The sequence below is a fragment of the Faecalibacter rhinopitheci genome (assembly GCF_015234135.1).
GTDB classification, from domain to species: Bacteria; Bacteroidota; Bacteroidia; order Flavobacteriales; family Weeksellaceae; genus Empedobacter; species Empedobacter rhinopitheci.
On the sequence record NZ_JADGIK010000001.1, the window covers coordinates 168420 to 187362 of the forward strand.

Below are 18943 nucleotides of genomic sequence, written 5' to 3' on the forward strand. Positions count from 1 at the left end.
TGAATAGAGATGCTTTTTTATTTAATAAAGAATTGAAATTTATTTCCATCCTCCACCTACAGAACGGTATAATTCTACGACAGAATTAAGTTTTGTAAGTCTTGCATTAATGGCATTTAATTCAGCATTTAATGCTGCTTCACGAGCAGTAATAACTTCTAAATAATTGGCCATACCATATGCTAATAATTCTTCTGAATATTCAATAGATTGATTATACAATTCAGCTTCTTTGTCTTTCAAAGGAATTTTTTGATCGGCTGCTTCATATCGAGCTAATGCATCTGAGACTTCCTTACTTGCTGTAAGTATAGTTTGTTTATATGCTAACAAAGCCTTTTCTTCATTTGCTAAAGCAACTTCTTTTGCTGTTTTGATTTGACGTTTTTGCAAAATTGGTTGAGCCAATCGAGCAACTACATTCGCAAATAATGATTGTGCATCAAATAATTTATCAATATCAATACCTTGTAATCCACCAGTAGCCGTTAAAGATAAAGATGGATAGAAATTAGCATTCGCAATATTCACATTCTCAAAAGCATTAACCAAAGCAAATTCAGCAGCTTTGACGTCCGGACGATTTTCTAAAATCTGTGCAGGTAATCCAACACCTAAAGACGAATAGATTTGTTGATTTTCGATCGTTCCACGCTCAATTACTTGAGGAGTTTCACCTAATAAAACGCTTAAAACATTTTCGTTAAGCTTAATATTAGCATCTACATCAACTAATAATGCTTTCGCATTAAATAATTGCGCTTCTGTTTGGTTAACGGCAACTTGCGTTACATTTCCTGCTTCTTTTAATGCTTTAATTGTTTCTAAACTTTGCTCACGGAAACCAATTGTTTTCACAATCGCTTTCTTCTGTTCGTCTAAAGCAATTAATTGATAGTAAGTATTTGCAATGGTAGATACAATATTCGTTTGCACTGCTTTGTGCGCTTCTACCGTTTGTAAATAATTGGCAGTTGCTCCTCTATAATTACTCCTAATTTTTCCCCAAATATCTGCTTCCCAAGAAAAATTCCCTGTCACATCATATTGAGATAAAGATTGAGAACCTGTAATACGACCAAATTGCGTATTCGCTGAAGTCTTTGTGTAAGTATATCCAGGTCCAACCGATAAAGTTGGTAAATAACCTGCTTTACCTTGTTTCACATAAGCTTCTGTGACAGCAATATTTTGTAAAGCTGTACGAATATCTAAGTTATTCTGTAAACCTTTTGTAATGTAAGCTTTTAACGTTGGGTCAGAGAAAAACTCTTGCCAAGAAACATCGGCGATCGTTTGATCTTGTGAAGCGACAATATCAGTTCTAAATTGGGCTTCTTTTTGTACGTCACCTGGACGTGTATAGTCTTTCGCTACAAAACACGATTGAATAGAAAACAATCCAAAGGCAATTAACGAAACTTTTAAAATTCTAAACTTTTTCATTAGTGTGCTGATTTTGTTTCTTCTGCTTTAACAAATTTAACTGGTTTGATTTTCTCTTGAATTGATTGGAAAATAACGAATAATACAGGAATTACAAAAACTCCTAATACTGTACCAATTAATAATCCAAATGCTGCACCTGTACCCACTGAACGGTTACCAACAGATGATACTCCTGAAGCAAATACTAATGGTAATAATCCAACGATAAAGGCTAATGATGTCATTAAAATTGGACGTAAACGCGCCTTCGCTCCATCAATTGCTGAAGCTATGATAGACATTCCCGCAACACGTCTTTGTAAAGCGAACTCTACAATAAGAATGGCATTTTTTGCCAATAAACCAACCAACATTACTAATGCGATTTGGAAGTAAATATTATTTTCTAATCCTGCTAACCATTGCGCTAAGTAAGCTCCCATAATACCGCATGGTACTGAGAATAATACCGCAAATGGTAAGATATAAGATTCATACTGACCAGATAGGATAAAGTACACGAATAAGATACATAATGCGAAAATAATTACTGTTTGTGAACCGGACTTGATCTCTTCACGAGTTAAACCGGCAAAATCTACTCCATAATTTGCAGATAACGTTTGTTCAGAAACTTCATTAATAGCACTAATAGCATCTCCAGTAGAAAAACCTGGATTTACACCACCAGTAACGTTAGCAGAAGTAAATAAGTTAAAACGGTTTACAGAGTTAGGTCCATAAACTCTATTTAATGTAATAAACTGAGAAATTGGAGACATTTGTCCATCGGCAGTTTTTACAAACATTTTGTTAAGAGATGATTCATTGATACGATCATTAGGATCAGCTTGTACATACACACGGTATTGCTTACCAAAACGTGTAAAATCCGCTGCATATAATCCACCAATATATCCTTGTAATGTTGAGAATATAGAACTTACTGATACTCCTGATTGTTTTGCACGTTCAATATTTACATCAATTTCGTATTGAGGGAAACTTGTATTTAATGAAGTTTGTGCATACATTACCTCTGGACGTTGCATTAAAGCTCCTAAATATTCCTTTGCAACTTTATCAAAAGAGTTAATATCACCACCCGATTTATCTAATAATTTTAATTCAAAACCAGAAGACATACCAAATCCTGGGATAGACGGTGGTTGGAAGAAAATCATTTGAGCATCAGTGAATTGAGAAGCTAAACCAAATAATTTCCCTGTAATTGTTTCGATAGCAGTATCTGCAGATGTACGTTCCTCGAAAGATTTTAATTTTACTAAAATCATCCCGTAATTAGAACCAGCACCAGAAATAATCGAGTTACCAGAAATTACAGTAACACCGTCAATTCCTGGGATTTGTGAAGCTTGTGCTTCAAATTGTTTTTGAACTTGATATACACGGTCCATCGAAGCACCTGCTGGTAATTCAACATTCCCAATAATAAAACCTTGATCCTCTGTTGGTACAAAACCTGAAGGCATCATTTTACTGATTCCCATAATACCACCAACACTCGCTAATAAAATAATAAATGTAACCCATTTATGTTTCATTAAAAATTTAAATGAACGACCATATTTTTCAGTCATACGGTTGAACATTGTATTGAATCCGTCAAAGAATCGTTGGATATAATTACGTTTTTTCCCTTCGTGCGCTTCGTGTCCTTTTAAGAATAAAGCACATAATGCAGGAGATAACGTCAAGGCATTTACAGCAGAAATTAAAATCGCTACAATTAAGGTAATACCAAATTGTTTATAAAACACACCAGTAGGACCAGTGATAAATGTTACAGGGACAAATACCGCACACATTACTAAAGTAATAGAAACAATTGCACCAGAAATTTCATCCATTGCATTTTTAGTTGCATCCATTGGAGATTCGTGTGTTGTTTCCATACGCGCATGTACTGCCTCTACCACAACAATCGCATCATCCACAACAATACCAATTGCTAACACTAAAGCAAATAACGTTAGTAAGTTTAAAGTAAAACCTGCTAAATTCAAGAAAAAGAATGTTCCAATAATAGAAACTGGTACTGCAATTAAAGGAACTAAAGTAGATCGCCAATCTTGTAAGAAAATATATACAACAATAAAAACTAAGATAAACGCTTCAATCATCGTATGAACTACTTTAGAAATAGATGCATCTAAGAATTTATTCGTATCCATCATTACTGTATAAGAAATACCTTCTGGAAATGATTTTGATGCTTTTTCTAAAGTTTCGTATAATGCCTTATTAATTTCTTGTGCGTTAGATCCTGGAGTTTGGTAAACTGCAAAAGCCTGCGCTGGATTACCTCTCATTTCTGATCTTCCTGAATAAGATTGTGCACCAAAAGTAACATCAGCAATGTCTTTCAATCTTAACACTTGTCCTCCAGGTAAAGATTTAATCACAATGTTTTCATATTGTGATTCAGTCTTATAACGTCCTGAATAAGTAATTGTATACTGAAAAGATTGTCCTGAATTTTCACCTAATGCCCCTGCAGCAGCCTCTAAAGATTCTTGTGACAAAGCTGATTGAACATCAGAAGGCACTAAACCATAACTTGCCATACGTTCCGGTTTTAACCATATACGCATTGCATATGTTTGAGCTCCAAATACAGTAGCATCCCCTACACCATTTACACGTTTTAACTCAGGGATAATATTAATGTTTAAATAATTCTGTAAATATGTCCCATCATATTTTGGGTTTGAAGAACCAAAAGATACAAACATTAATGCCGAAGTTTGTTGCTTTTGTGTAACAACTCCAGAACGAGTTACCTCAGAAGGTAATAAAGGTGTAGCACGAGCCACACGATTTTGCACATTTACCTGTGCCACATCGCCATCTACACCAGGTTTAAATACAACATCAATAGAAGCAGAACCATTATTAGAAGCAGTAGATTGGATATAATCCATTCCCTCTACACCATTAACTTGTTCTTCAATTGGAATAATTACGGATTCCATCACCGTCTTAGCATTTGCTCCTGGATAAGAAGCAGAAATTTTAACTGTAGACGGAGCGATATCCGGATATTGAGTAACGGGAAGTGTAACCAATCCCAAAATACCCAATACAAATATCATAATAGAAATAACCGTTGATAAAACGGGTCTTTCAATAAATGTTTTTAACATATTTCTAAGTTTAGAAAATTGGTTTAGTAGATTCTACGATTTTTTCAAAATTAGCTGGTTTTGGTGCAATTAGAGTTTTATCACGTAATTTACCAACACCTTGAGCTACAACTTTATCACCTTTCTTAATACCTTCCGTGATAATAGCCATGTTTTCTGCTCGTGCTTTTACTGAAATTGGAGTTGCAATAGCAGAATCATTTCTCACTTTATAAACATAAACCATTCCTTGCTGTTCAAATGTGGCTGCTTCAGGAACTACAATTGCATCTACAAATGTTTTAGGAATTCTAATTTTTCCAGAGTTTCCGTTTGCTAATACTTTTGCAGCATTATTAAATTGAACACGGAATTGAATTGAACCTGTTACTGGATCGATTTGTCCAGTTACTGTCTGTATTTTTCCTTTTTCAGGATAAACTTCACCATTCGCCAAAATTAATTCTACTGGAGGTATATTATTTAACTTTTCTTTTAAAGTAGCTCCTTCAGATTTAGAAATAAAGTTTAAATACTCCTTTTCATTCATTGAAAAATAAGCATATACTCTATCTGTATTAGATACGATAGACATTGGCGTTGGATCGGTAGGACCAACTAATGTACCTTGTCTAAAGTTAATTGCTCCTAAAACTCCTGATATTGGACTACGAACAACAGAATAATCTACATTAGCCTGAGCACCATTATAGTTAGCTTGTGCTTGAGATTGTCCTGCTTGCGCTTGTGCCTGAGCCGCTTGCGCCTGAGCTTGAGCTGCTTTAGCTTGCGCTAATTTAGCCTTTGCAGTTTCCAATTGTACATTAGAAATAATATTCTTTTCTACCAATGGGATTAATTTGTTAACCTCAACTTGGGCAGCTTGTACATTAGCCTTAGCCGCATTCACATTAGCTATAGCTGCGCTTACGTTTGCTGAAGCTGCACTTATTCCTGATTTTGCAGCATCTGCATTCTGAGATAATACGTTTGTTTCTAATTTAAATAAAGGTTGACCTGCTTTCACAAACTGACCTTCATCAACATATACCTCAGTAATATAACCTTGTATTTTGGCTCTAATTTCATTGTTTACTACACCTTCTATATTTGTAGTATACTCATCATAACTCGTTACAACTTTTGTTGGTACATCTACCACGTCATAAGACGCAGGACCTTGTGCTTGTGCAGCATCTTGACCGTCTTTTTTACCACAAGAACTTAGTGCAACTGTTAGTGCACCAACTAACATAACGTTAATATTCTTCATATTACTTATTTTCTAGTTGAATTGATTTTATCTTAATAATTGTTTCCTTTAATAATTTTTCAGAATTTTCTAAATATTCTGTATATACATCTAAGATGCCTTCATCTTTTAATAAATTCACTAATTGATTTTTTAATTTATAGTCGCTGATTCTCTTCGTAAAAGACAGATCTCGTGTAACTATATCATGTAAAAACTCTAATTTATCGGGTAAATAATTTAAGTTTAATCTAAAATATCTCTTTCGTGAATCTATTTTATGGTAATATTCTATCTGATTAAGCGATAAAAGCCAATTTATTGAAGTGGATAAAGAGCTCTTACTTACTTTGAAAATTTCTAAAAAATCTTCAAACGTAAAACCTTCATTATTAGAGTACAAAACCATATATGCCTGAATTTTTGAGGCTAATGGAGGGAAATTATATGTTTTCTCCAAATGAGTTGTGTAATTTTCAAACAACACAGAATTGCTTTGGCACAGGTTTTTACTCATATTTTTTAATTTTGGCAAATATAACAATTTAGTTCGTTTACTACCGAACTAATTAAACTTAATGATATATTTAAAACTTATTATTTAATAAGAAAATCTAATAATAGACTAACGATTAAATTATCTAAATTGAGTTTTATCAAAACAAAGACCATAAATAATTGATATTCATAATGTTTTAGTTAATAAAATAAAAAAAACCATTCTCGTAAAGAATGGTTTTTTATAATTATAATTAAATTCTAATTAAATATCGTCAAAATCAATTGATAAAACATTTGTTTTCGGACGGGAAATACAAGCCAATGTCATTCCATCTTTATAATCAGAATCTGTAAGTACAAAGTTATCTCCAATGTTTACTTCTCCTTCCGTCACCTTACACATACAAGACGAACAAACACCACCTTTGCAAGAATAAGGAGCATCAATATTATGCTCTAACATTGCATCAATTAAGTTTTTTTCACGATTCCAGATAAATTCATTTTCCTCCCCGTCTAAAGTTACTTTTACGCTTACTTCTTTAACCTCATCTTCATGTTTTTCAAAAACTTGATCTTGTTTAATGGATGGATTGAATAACTCGAAATGAATGTGTTTTTCTACAATACCAGCAGTATGTATTTTATTTGCTAATGTGATGATCATTTCTTCTGGTCCACAAATCATTGCTTCATCAACTTCATTAATATCTAGAATTTGATTAAGAATTAAATCAAATTTCTTTTCATCGATACGTCCGTTATAAATGAAGTTTTCTTGATTTTGTGCAGTGTAGAAGTTATAAATATTTATATTTTTAGGATACTTTGCTTTAAGTTCAGCTAATTTTTCCTTAAACATTACAGAATTTTCTGTTTTATTTACATAAAATATATTAAAATTGACCCATTCTTCTGTTTGTAGTGTAAATTCAGCAACACTTAGGATTGGTGTTATTCCTGACCCAGCTGTAAAAGCAATTAATGTTCTCTTTTCATTAGGCTTTGATGGTATTCCAAAACGACCGTGTGGAGTAGAAACTTTTAATTCATTTCCTTCTTTTAGATCAAAAACTAATTTAGTTGAGATTTTCCCATTCGGCATTGCCTTTACACCAATACTCCACTCCTTATTAAGAGGTGAGGTACATAAAGAATAATCTCGGCGCTCTCCATCTATATCTAAAGTAATATATTGACCTGGTGCGTATGAAAAATCTCCGTGTAAATGTTCCGGAATATCAAATGTAATTTGAACAGAATCGGTCGTTAGACGTAGAATAGATTTTATTTTTAATACATGAAATTTCATTACTGCATTTTATTTTTATTAAAGTAAAGGTATATTGATGATATAAATTTTACTTCTAATTAATAACTTGGTTAAATTTGTACAAAAGTAATATTTTATCCCTTAATAATAAATGATAAGTATGGAAATAGCAATTATAGCGCATGATGGAAAAAAACCAGAAATGGTTAGTTTTCTTATGAAACATCGTGTAGCTTTAAACAACAATAATATAAATTTAATTGCCACAGGAACTACGGGAAAGTTTGTAGAACAAGCTGGACTAAAGGTAATGAAATGTTTATCTGGCCCTCTTGGAGGAGATGCACAGATTGCAGCAAGAGTCGTTGAAGGTAAGACAAATATGGTTTTCTTTTTTCGTGACCCAATGGGTAAACATCCTCATGAACCTGATGTAAATATGCTTTTAAGATTATGTGATGTTCACAATATTCCTTTAGCAACAAATCCAGCAACTGCAGAAATGTTATTAGATCATTTAAAATAAAAAAAGGCAACTTACTAAGTTGCCTCTGTAATTTTTAATGAAAAAGAATTATTTGATGATGCTAAGCCACCTCATCTAGCTTTTCTTTATTTAATAATTCTAACTCGGCTAACGTTTCTAATTTAGCTTCAGAATTTCCTATTAATTTAATTAAAAACACTGTTACAACTGCGGAAACTAAGTTTATTCCGAATCCTATCATATCTAATAAATGATATTGTATCATTTCGGTTGTTGTTTCAAAATCAGTTTTATAAGTGATTCTTGAATATATATTTGTTACCCAATATAATATAAACCATGCCAAAATAATAGCATAACTATTCAGATTTTGTTTATGATTGGGATCTAATTCTTCCACCAACGAATCATATTTATACTCCATTTCTTTTGCGATTTTTAATGGTTTTGAGAGGTTAACAAGTGGAATAACAAATCCCCAGAAAGCCATGTATACTTTATTTTCGATGTAAACTCCCATTCGGTCTAAGTTTGCGTAGGCACGTTTAAACCAAAGCACAAAAAAAACAATTGTAGAAATATAAACTCCTACTTGCAGTAAATTAATAATAATATAAATTAATTCTAAAGTTTCTAAATTATCTATTAAACCCTCATCAAATCGGACTAACTTAAAATAATAATATGCCGCAACAAGCAAATTTATTATTAGCATACCTATTAAAGCATAAAAACTGTATAAGACGTTTCTTTTTCTATCGCCGTTAGAAATTAATTTAGAGTAATCTTTCTCTTCTAGTATCATTTTTATAGTATATTGAGTTTTAGTATTGAGTTTAGTTTGTAGTTGAATCATCGGAATTTATAAGTTCCGAACTCTCTTCTTCCTCTTCTAAGTTGTTTTTATTTTCAACTTCCTCCATTTTTTTATTTTCGATTTCAGGATCTCCTAGTAAATATCCAAAAGCTTCTAATTGTGGAATAGAATCAAAAATTACCTTTAATAAAGCTGCAAGTGGTAAAGCCAGAATAAATCCTGCAAATCCAAATAACATTCCACCAAGGATAATCGCTAACATGGATACCATTGGATTTAAAGATACTTTACTTCCTACAATATTTGGTGTAATAAAATTACCTTCTAAAAATTGTACTACTTGAAACCATCCTACAACGCCTAATGCATAATAAGGAGAATCCATTGTTGCTAAAGCAAAAATTGCAGGAAATATAGATCCTATAGCTATTCCTACGTATGGTAAAATCATTAATAGTGATGCCAAAACTCCAAAAAACCAAGCATGATCTATTCCAAGAATATATAAACCGATTGTATTTAAAATAGCTACAATAAACATAACCGTTAATTGGCCTACCATATAGTTTTGCAATGCTTCATACATTTTATTTAACGTGTCTTCTACCTTTTCCCGAGGTGTAGATTTAAACACTTTCAAAAAAAATGATTTAAAAAAATCACGGTAATACAGAAAGAAAAAAGCAAATATTGGAATTAATATAAAAGACGTAAGTACACTTCCAAAAGATTGGAAAAATGTCATTGCATATTTACTTATTGTTGAAAATGCCTCTTTAAGTTCAACCAGAGCATTATCAAGTAACTCAGATTGTGAAATATTGAATGTTTTCGTAACCCAGTTTAAAGATTCTTTGTATAAAACCTCTAGCTTTGTTACAATCATTGCAGCGTCCTTTGCAATTTCTACTACTTGTAATACAATAACGTAACTTAAGCCAGAAAAAAAAGCAGAAGCTAATATTAAACTAATAATAGTGGAAAATGTTCTATTAAATCCTATACGTTCTAAAATTTTAGCTAACGGAAAAACCATTACTGCTACAATAACAGAAAAAAGTATAGGAACTACTACGGTCTGAGTAATGTATAAAATAAATACAATCAAAATAATTGCTAACAAACTTGTTGCTAGATTTAAAGAAAGCTTATTGAGTTGAATATTCTTATTCATAAAGCATTTATATATTATTGAATTTACAAATATACATTTAGTAAACACCAAATTGTAAATTATTTTAAATAATAAAAGCACTTATTAAAATAAGTGCTTTTGTAATCTATTGTAAAAAGTTAGAATTTATGATTTAGGCATAACTTTATAAGTTGGATCTTCTTCTATATTAACTTCTATAACTCCATTTGCTTTGTTTAATAAAAGTATAGAATCAGTACTTAGATGACGTAAAATGACTTTCTTATTTCTTATTGCATACTTTGAAGTAATTAAATCCAAAGCTTCTATAGCACTCATGTCAACAATACGACTTTCTTTCATATCAATTACTATTTCATTTGGATCATCAATTACATCAAATTTTTCGTAAAAACCTGCAACAGAACCAAAAAATAATGGTCCATAAATTTCATAAATTTTTCGTCCACTTTCATCTACAGATTTACGCGCTCTAATTCGTTTAGCATTGTCCCAAGCATAGATTAAAGCGCACAAAATAACGCCCACAAAAACAGCTAAAGCCAAATTATGTACAACTACGGTAATACCAGCAACAACTACAACAACTAATATGTCTGAAACGGGCATTTTTGTAATGAGTTTGAAGAATCCCCATTTAAAGGTAGAAATTGCAACCATCATCATCACTCCTACTAAAGCTGCCATCGGAATTTTTTCAATTACTGGCGCTCCAATTAAAATAATAATTAAAATCGTAATTGCTCCAATTGCAGGTGCAATACGTGTACGAGATCCTGCTTCTAAATTAACAAATGTTTGCGCTATCATAGCACAACCTCCCATTCCACCAAAGAACCCGTTAGCTATATTTGCCGTTCCTTGAGCAATTGCTTCTTTATTAGATTGACCTTTAGAATTGGTGATTTCGTCTACCAAAGTTAACGTTAATAATGTTTCTATTAAACCTACCGACCCCATAATAATAGCATAGGGTAGAATAATTTCTAAGGTTTCCCACGTAAAAGGAATCATCGGAATATGAAATGAAGGTAAATCACCTTTAATAGCTGCAATATCACCAACCGTTTTAGTATCAATATTAAAACCCAATACAATTCCAAAAACTACCATAATTGCAACCAATGAAGCAGGAATTAATTTAGTGATTTTAGGGAAGAAGTAAACGATGAGTATAGTAAGTAATGTTAAACCTACCAATGTATATAATGGTGTTCCATTTAACCATGAGGTTATTCCATTATCTACTATTTTAAATTGTTCTATTTGGGACATAAAAATTACAATTGCCAATCCATTTAGAAATCCATACATCACTGGCTGAGGAATAAGTCGAACGAATTTACCAAGTTTTAAAACTCCAACTAAAATTTGAAATATCCCTGCTAACGCTACTGCCGCAAAAACATATTCTACACCATGCGAAACATTTAGTGCAATTAATGTAATAACTGTTGCACCAGCACCACCTGAAACCATTCCGGGACGTCCACCAAAAATAGCAGTTACAATCCCCATTATAAAAGCAGCATATAATCCTACCAAAGGACCCAATCCCGCTAATATAGAGAATGATAAAGATTCTGGAATCATCGTCATCGCTACCGTTAAACCTGCTAATATTTCATTTTTATAATTGATGGGTTGATCAATTTTAAAGTGATTTTTTATTGCTTCTATCATAATTGTAATAAGTTGGCCAAAAATACAATCAATTCAAGCTTAATCGAAGAATTTTATCAATAAATATATTTTAAAATGCTAGTATAAGTACAAAAGAAAACTAAATTAAATTTTGGGTAATATCAGCAATGTTTATACCTTTATCTTTATAAATTCATACTGTAATGACACATTTAGAAAAGCTTCAAGCGATTCGTTCTTTAATGAAAGAGCAAAACATTGACGCCTACATCATACCTTCATCTGATCCTCATATTAGCGAATATTTACCCGATCATTATAAATGCATCGAATGGACTTCAGGATTCACAGGTTCAGCCGGTACATTAATGATTACGCAAGAATTCGCAGGTTTATGGACAGATTCTCGTTACTTTGTACAAGCAAAAGAGCAGTTAGAAGGAAGTGGTTTTGAATTAGTGAAATTAAAAGTTCAACACGCGCCTGAATATGTTCAATGGGTAAGCGAACATTTACCTACGGGTGCTAAAGTGGCTTTTGATGGAAATTTAGCTTCTTTATTAGTGGCCAATACGATCAAAAATACATTAGCACCTTTAGGATATTCTATTGATGGACACGCTGATTTATTAGGACCAAATTGGGAAAATCGCCCAACTTTACCGGTCAATCCAGCTTATACATTACCTGTTTCTACAACGGGTCAATCAACTGTAGATAAGATTGCAGCCATCAAAGCCCAATTAAAATCAAAACGTGCGGATGCACATTTAATCTCGTCTTTAGACGATTTAGCGTGGGCATTGAACGTTCGTGGAACAGATGTTCCTTGTAATCCTGTCGTTTTAGGTTTTGCATTTATCAGCGAGAACGAAACAAACTTATACATTACAGCAGGAAAATTATCAGAAGAAGCAGTTGCTGAATTCAATTCTTACGGTGTAACGATCAAACCTTACGAAGAAGTTTACGATAAATTAAAATCCTTAGAAAAAGGAACATCAATTTTAGTCGACCCAAAACGTACATGTTTTGCTGTTTATGATTCTATCCCAGAAGGTGTTCAAATCATCGAAGACATGAATCCTTCGACGATGTTAAAAGCCATTAAAAACGAGGTTGAGGTTTCCCATACACGCAATGCAATGATAAATGATGGTGTTGCTTTAACTAAATTTTTTAAATGGGTTGAAGAAAATGTAGCTTCTGGTGAATTGTCTGAAATCTCTATTGCAGATTATTTAGCAGGATTACGTTCAGAGCAACCAGGTTTCAAAGATATCTCATTCGGAACAATTGCAGGTTATAAGGCCCACGGAGCATTACCTCATTACTCTGCTACACTCGAAAGTAACTCGTTATTAGAACAAAACGGATTATTATTAGTGGATTCAGGTGGCCAATACGAAAATGGAACAACAGATATTACACGTGTTATTTCATTAGGAAATATTACACAAGCAGAGAAAGAAGATTATACATTAGTATTAAAGGGAACGATTGAAGGCTCAATGGCAATTTTTCCAAAGGGAACGCGTGGTTACCAAATTGATGCTATTACACGTAGACCAATGTGGCAAACATTACGTAACTATGGTCACGGAACAGGTCACGGAGTTGGATTTTTCTTAAACGTACATGAAGGTCCTCACGTATTTAACGGAACCGCTACTGATATTGCAATTGAACCGGGAATGATTACATCAATTGAACCGGGGTTGTACAAAGAAGGTGAATATGGGATTCGTATAGAAAACTTAGTATTATCAAAAGAATTAAAATCTTCTCAATATGGAGATTTTATGGATTTTGAAACATTAACAATATGTTACATTGCAACAGATTTAGTGGAAAAATCTGTACTAGACAAAGTGCACATTGATTGGTTAAATCAGTACAATGAATGTGTTTATAATCAATTAGAAAGTAAATTGACTATTGAAGAAAAAAATTGGTTAAGAGAAAAAACTAAAGCAATATAATTTTAAATTAAATAAAAAAGGAAGTCTTAGACTTCCTTTTTTATTTATAACTCTAAACTTCCTTCTACTCCTCCATCTTCAATTTTACTACCTGTTGCTGCAGCAAATAGCATTTTTGACATCGCTACTAATTTATTTTCTTTGGTTTCATAATAATACCCATCATTTGGAGTCACTTTAATAACACTAACATTAGGATCATCTTTTCCATCAAACCAGGCATTCGCAAAATTACTCCAATATTTATCAATCAATACTTTATCTTGTGATACAGAAGCTTTTCCTTTAATAAATACATATTCGTATTTTGAGTTGTTCATAAAATAAAGCTCAACATCAGGATCTTGTAAAATATCTTTATTTTTCTCACTAGTCACATCACTTAAGAACCAAAGATTACCATTATCATCCACTTCTTGTAAAGCCATTGGGCGACTATTGGTATTGGTTTTTAAATTAGTACTAAAAAAGCAAGTTCCTGCATTTTCTGCTATAGTTTTAATTTTTTCTATTGCTGTATTGCCAGCTAAATTTTCGGTTGGTGAAATACTTTTTCCCATAATAGATTTGTTGGTTATATTAATGCTTAAACAACAACTATACCTCATTAATTTTTCAGTCACTTAAATTATTGTTAAAATAAGGTTGAGCTATGTTTATTAATAAGGTTGAATTATCAAATTCATTTTTATTAAAAAAACTTATCATCCCAATTAGATTAATTATAAATTAAAATTGGAATAAAATAATCTTAAAGCATTGATTATCTTTATAAATATCACTCAATTAACACATAAGCATGAGAAACAAATCTAAAGTAAGTAGACGGTTTTTTCTAAAGACTTCCAGTTTAATAACAGTTTTTTCATTACTGCCATCAACTGTTAAAGCATTATATGAAGAAGCAAAACAATTTATTATTCCGAAGAAAAAAATTAACTCGATTATATTAAATATTAATAATAAAAATTATTCAATTCCTACCGATACTCGATCTACTCTTTTGGATGTTTTACGTGAACAGCTCCATTTCACCGGCACAAAAAAAGGATGCGATCATGGACAATGTGGAGCTTGTACCGTTCATATCGATGGTAAAACAGCCTTGAGTTGTTTGACTTTAGCAAGTATGGTAAAGGATAAAAAAATCACTACCATCGAAGGAATTGCCACTGGTGAAGAATTGCATCCGATGCAAGAAGCTTTTATTTCGTACGATGGTTTCCAATGCGGATATTGTACGCCTGGACAGATTATGTCGGCGATTGCGTGTGTAAACGAAGGAAAAACCAAATCTGAAAATCAAATCAAAGAATTTATGAGTGGTAATTTATGCCGTTGTGGTGCTTACAATGGAATTGTTGAATCGATCCAAAAAGTTGCAAAAGTATGAGACCCTTTCAAATTGAACAACCGAAAACAATTGCAGAAGCCTTGCGTTTAAAAAATTCAAGCGCTCAATTTATTGCAGGTGGAACCAATCAATTGGATTTGATGAAAAAACACATTGCACCACCTGAAACTTTGATTGATTTGCAACACGCTTTATCGAATGTTATTAAAGAAGAAAAAAAGCATATTGTAATTGGCGCAAATGTTAAGAATGCGACTTTAGGAGAAAATCCACTTATTCTACAGCATATTCCTCTGGTTGCAGAAGCTGTATTAACGGGAGCTTCGCAACAGATTCGAAATATGGCCTCTACAGCAGGTAATTTAATGCAACGCACACGCTGTGTTTATTTTTATGACCCGACAACACCTTGCAACAAAAGAGAACCACAGTCGGGGTGCAGTGCTTTGAATGGCGAAAATCGAATGAGCGCAATTATCGGTTATAATCCGCATTGTGTAGCTACTCATCCTTCCGATCTTTGTATTGCTTTAGTTGCTTTAGATGCAAAAGTGTACGCTACTTCAATTACAAAACAAAAAATTGAAATTCCATTTAAAGATTTTCATAAACTTCCTGAAAATACACCGTGGTTAGATCATAATTTACCAAACGATGCCATTGTTACCCATTTAGAAATTCCAAAAGATAACCTTCATCAATATTATGCTTATATCAAATTACGTGACAGAACTTCTTATGCTTTTGCATTGGTTTCGGTTGCTGCAGCGTTTCAATTAAATGGTGATCAGATGAAGAATGTTCGCTTAGCTTCTGGTGGTGTTGCCCATAAACCTTGGCGTTGGTTTGAAGCTGAAAAATTCTTAAATGGAAAAACTCCAACTCGAGAAAACTTTAAACAAGCAGCCTTACTCATCACGAAAGATATTCAACCATTAAGTGGAAACGCTTATAAAATTGACTTGTTAAAAGGCGCTGTCCTTGTGGCATTAGAAAATGCGTTAAATCCAAACTCAAAACAAAACTAACTATGGCTTTTTTTGATGAAACAAATATTGAAAGATTTTCAAATGAAGGTCGTGTAGAAGGCATTGCGAAAGTAACAGGAAAAGGAAAATATGCAGCAGAATATGATTTACCCCAGATGTGTTATGCAGTCTTAGTGGACAGTAAAATTCCAGCAGGTAAAATTTCATCCATTCAAACAGAAATTGCTCAACAAGTGGATGGCGTTTTAGAAATCATTAACTATTTCAATAAACAAACAGTCCCTGGACTGGCTACTCCAGAAAAGATAAAAGAATCTAAATTTGGATTACCTATTTTTCATACTGATACCATCTATTTTAAAGGACAACCAGTAGCAATGGTAATTGCTACGACGCTAGAAGATGCTACCTATGCTGCTTCATTAGTAGAGGTAAAATACCAAGCATCTGAATATGAAGTGGATTTTCACAAAAAACATCCTACTGTTCCCTTGCAAGCTGCAGGAAAAGAAAATGGAAATATTGAAAATTGGAACCCTACAACTAAATTTATAGAACAAGAATATACGATTGAAATGGAAGTGCATCATCCTATGGAAATGCACGCCACTATAGCCCATTGGAAGGGGAACGATCGATTACGTCTTTTTGATAAAAATCAAGGCGTATTAACGGTTCAAAAAACCATTTCTGCATTATATGATCTTCCACCCAAAAATGTAGAAGTAATCAGTGAATTTGTTGGAGGTGGATTTGGTTCTGGCTTAAAAGTTTGGCCACATGTTTTAGCGGCGACAATGGCTGCAAAACACGTTAAACGACCTGTAAAATTAATGCTGACACGGCCACAGATGTTTTACTCTGTTGGGTATCGACCATCTTCTTGGCAAAAAATCAAAATTGGAGTTGATCAAAATTTAAAATTTACCGGATTAATTCATCAAGCCAAGAACAATTGCGCGATATATGATCCATTTAATGATCGTATTACGCGTGTTTCACGATTAATTTATCACTTTGGACATCTTAAAACTGAAGAAGCAGTTGTCCCTTTGAATTTAGCGGCACCCACTTGGAAACGTGGACCTGGAGATGCTACTGGAGATTTTGCAATTGAGTGTGCAATTGATGAATTGAGTTACCACCTGAACATTGATCCCATTAAATTACGAAAAATGAATTTAGCATTAGACCAAAATCCTGATAATGGATTGCAATGGTCTTCTAATTTTATAGCTGAAGCAATACAAATTGGAGCTAAGAAAATTGGCTGGAATAAAAGAAAACCTCAACCACAAGCAGAAAAAGAAGGCGATTGGCAAATTGGTTATGGAATGGCTGTCGGCATGTGGCATGCTGGACGACAACAAGCTAGTGCTAATTTAACCCTGACACCTCAAGGTGATTTAATTTTACGGACAGCAATGACCGATATAGGTACAGGTACAGGAACGGCGATGGTGAATGTTATGCACGAATCTACTGGATTTCCGAAAAATCGTATCAAAGTTGAATTAGGTCATTCGGACTTACCACCCGCAAAAAACCAAGGTGGAAGTACTGGATTATCATCCATTGTAGGTGCAGTACATCTTTTAGCAGAAGATTTTAAAAAATCGTTGTTAAAATATGGTTCTACCATTCATAAAGAATGGGAAAAATTAGATTTTAATTCTTTGCAGGTTACTGATACAGCTTTAAATATTGATAATTACAGCCTTACTTTAGAACAATTTTTTAAAGAATTGGAATTAGAAAAATTAGAATTAGAAGCTACATCTGGTCCTGATAGTGAAAGAGAAAAATGGGCATTCGTTGTTTCTGCAGCACATTTTTGCAAAGTAAGAGTTCATCTATTAACTGGTAAAGTTGTTATCGATCAATTGGTTGCTGTAGTCGATGGTGGAAGTATTATTAATCCAAAAGCCGCAGAAAATCAAATTATTGGTGCTGCTTTTGGTGGTATTGGAATGGCTTTATTGGAAGAACAACATGTAGATTCAAAATTGGGAACTTTGGTTGGACATGACTTAGCTGGCTATCATTTTGCAGTAAATGCTGATGGACCAAAAATAGATGTAACATTTATTAATAAACCCGATCCATATATTAATCCAAATGGCGCGAAAGGAATAGGTGAAGTAGGAATTATTGGTACTGCACCTGCCATTGCCAATGCAATTTATAACGCCACTGGAAAAAGAATCCGTAGTTTACCCATTACGGCGGATAAAATTTTAAAAGCATAATTAAAAAAGGATCAAAATTGATCCTTTTTAATTGACATTGTATTTCTGAATCCTTGATTTAATTAACTCTTTCTGATGTTTATCTATCGAGTGATGCTTATATTTCTTAATCGTTTTTAATAATTGTTGAGGTTGTACCACGTCGGTTGAAGTTTTTACTTTTAATTTACTTTTATCCGTAAATGCTACTATCGAATGATAATCTATTGAAACGTCTTTTAAAACATAATTAAGTGCATAGATGTGTCCTAAATTTTGTCGAATTGGATTATAAAAATTATATTTAGATTTAGGAAATGATTGTGTCCAGTTTTCGGATCTTTCAGAACCTGTAATTGTACCTTGGTAATTTTTAGTTTCTATTACAAAAATACCATAATCAGAAATTACTATATGATCTATCTGCGATTGCTTACCTTTGATATTGAATTTAACATCATTAAATACTTCATATTTTCGCTCATCTAATTTTGCTAATTTACGAGCAATTATACGCTCTCCTTTTCTTCCTTTTATAGATGGAATAATGTATTTATAATAGGTTATTATTAATATAATGAATAATATAAAAAAGCAGCTAAGTAGCATTAATAAAGAGTTTGAAGATATTCAAAAGGCGGCAAATATACTCTTTTATTGTTTTAAAATAACATCATATAGTATAT

At 32.8% G+C, this 18943-nt stretch carries 15 protein-coding genes; 5 read left to right on the forward strand and 10 right to left on the reverse strand.

All coding sequences use genetic code 11. The features are described from left to right. Window positions 1-39 precede the first annotated feature (39 nt). From IM532_RS00800 to IM532_RS00820, 5 genes are all read right to left on the reverse strand, one after another. Window positions 40-1446, reverse strand: coding sequence for an efflux transporter outer membrane subunit (locus tag IM532_RS00800; RefSeq protein ID WP_194181544.1), 1407 nt, complete (start codon window positions 1444-1446; stop codon window positions 40-42). Next, window positions 1446-4595, reverse strand: a complete 3150-nt coding sequence (locus tag IM532_RS00805) for an efflux RND transporter permease subunit (RefSeq protein WP_194181545.1) — start codon at window positions 4593-4595, stop codon at window positions 1446-1448. Before IM532_RS00805 ends, IM532_RS00800 begins: the two co-directional genes overlap by 1 nt. 10 nt (window positions 4596-4605) lie before the next feature. Next, window positions 4606-5847 carry an efflux RND transporter periplasmic adaptor subunit gene (locus IM532_RS00810; protein ID WP_194181546.1) on the reverse strand — a complete coding sequence of 414 codons (1242 nt, stop codon included), beginning with the start codon at window positions 5845-5847 and terminating at the stop codon, window positions 4606-4608. A gap of 1 nt (window position 5848) precedes the next feature. Beyond that, window positions 5849-6343 carry a hypothetical protein gene (locus IM532_RS00815; RefSeq protein WP_194181547.1) on the reverse strand — a complete coding sequence of 165 codons (495 nt, stop codon included), beginning with the start codon at window positions 6341-6343 and terminating at the stop codon, window positions 5849-5851. Window positions 6344-6589: 246 nt separating this feature from the next. Further along, window positions 6590-7639 carry a 2Fe-2S iron-sulfur cluster-binding protein gene (locus tag IM532_RS00820; RefSeq protein WP_194181548.1) on the reverse strand — a complete coding sequence of 350 codons (1050 nt, stop codon included), beginning with the start codon at window positions 7637-7639 and terminating at the stop codon, window positions 6590-6592. A 121-nt stretch (window positions 7640-7760) separates the two neighbouring features. Here IM532_RS00820 and IM532_RS00825 point away from each other — a divergent pair, with 121 nt between their 5' ends. Further along, entirely contained in the window at window positions 7761-8126 is a 366-nt protein-coding gene (locus IM532_RS00825; protein ID WP_194181549.1) for a methylglyoxal synthase, read from the forward strand. Between the two features lie 61 nt (window positions 8127-8187). Here the strand turns inward: IM532_RS00825 and IM532_RS00830 are convergent, their stop codons facing one another. From IM532_RS00830 to IM532_RS00840, 3 genes are all read right to left on the reverse strand, one after another. Further along, the gene (locus tag IM532_RS00830) at window positions 8188-8892 is read right to left on the reverse strand and encodes a DUF4328 domain-containing protein (RefSeq protein ID WP_194181550.1); all 705 of its coding nucleotides are present in this window, start codon (window positions 8890-8892) and stop codon (window positions 8188-8190) included. A gap of 31 nt (window positions 8893-8923) precedes the next feature. Beyond that, window positions 8924-10078: an AI-2E family transporter gene (locus tag IM532_RS00835; protein ID WP_194181551.1), complete on the reverse strand. Its 1155-nt coding sequence runs from the start codon at window positions 10076-10078 to the stop codon at window positions 8924-8926. Window positions 10079-10204: 126 nt separating this feature from the next. Next, window positions 10205-11743 carry a SulP family inorganic anion transporter gene (locus IM532_RS00840; protein WP_194181552.1) on the reverse strand — a complete coding sequence of 513 codons (1539 nt, stop codon included), beginning with the start codon at window positions 11741-11743 and terminating at the stop codon, window positions 10205-10207. A 164-nt stretch (window positions 11744-11907) separates the two neighbouring features. Here IM532_RS00840 and IM532_RS00845 point away from each other — a divergent pair, with 164 nt between their 5' ends. Next, the gene (locus tag IM532_RS00845; protein ID WP_194181553.1) at window positions 11908-13686 is read left to right on the forward strand and encodes an aminopeptidase P family protein; all 1779 of its coding nucleotides are present in this window, start codon (window positions 11908-11910) and stop codon (window positions 13684-13686) included. A gap of 44 nt (window positions 13687-13730) precedes the next feature. On the opposite strand, the gene IM532_RS00850 is transcribed toward IM532_RS00845, so the two are convergent. Beyond that, window positions 13731-14246 carry a pyridoxamine 5'-phosphate oxidase family protein gene (locus IM532_RS00850; RefSeq protein WP_194181554.1) on the reverse strand — a complete coding sequence of 172 codons (516 nt, stop codon included), beginning with the start codon at window positions 14244-14246 and terminating at the stop codon, window positions 13731-13733. A 239-nt stretch (window positions 14247-14485) separates the two neighbouring features. On the opposite strand from IM532_RS00850, the gene IM532_RS00855 reads away from it, so the two are divergent. From IM532_RS00855 to IM532_RS00865, 3 genes are read left to right on the forward strand one after another with little or no spacing between them, the layout of a single operon-like run. Continuing rightward, window positions 14486-15079 carry a (2Fe-2S)-binding protein gene (locus IM532_RS00855; RefSeq protein WP_194181555.1) on the forward strand — a complete coding sequence of 198 codons (594 nt, stop codon included), beginning with the start codon at window positions 14486-14488 and terminating at the stop codon, window positions 15077-15079. Beyond that, a complete protein-coding gene (locus tag IM532_RS00860; RefSeq protein ID WP_194181556.1) occupies window positions 15076-16068 on the forward strand; it encodes an FAD binding domain-containing protein in 993 nt (330 codons plus the stop codon). Before IM532_RS00855 ends, IM532_RS00860 begins: the two co-directional genes overlap by 4 nt. Before the next feature lie 2 nt (window positions 16069-16070). Next, window positions 16071-18278, forward strand: coding sequence for a xanthine dehydrogenase family protein molybdopterin-binding subunit (locus IM532_RS00865; protein WP_194181557.1), 2208 nt, complete (start codon window positions 16071-16073; stop codon window positions 18276-18278). A 27-nt stretch (window positions 18279-18305) separates the two neighbouring features. On the opposite strand, the gene IM532_RS00870 is transcribed toward IM532_RS00865, so the two are convergent. Next, window positions 18306-18866 (reverse strand): nuclease-related domain-containing protein, encoded by a 561-nt coding sequence (locus IM532_RS00870; RefSeq protein WP_194181558.1) that lies wholly within the window; start codon window positions 18864-18866, stop codon window positions 18306-18308. Between the last annotated feature and the right edge of the window lie 77 nt (window positions 18867-18943).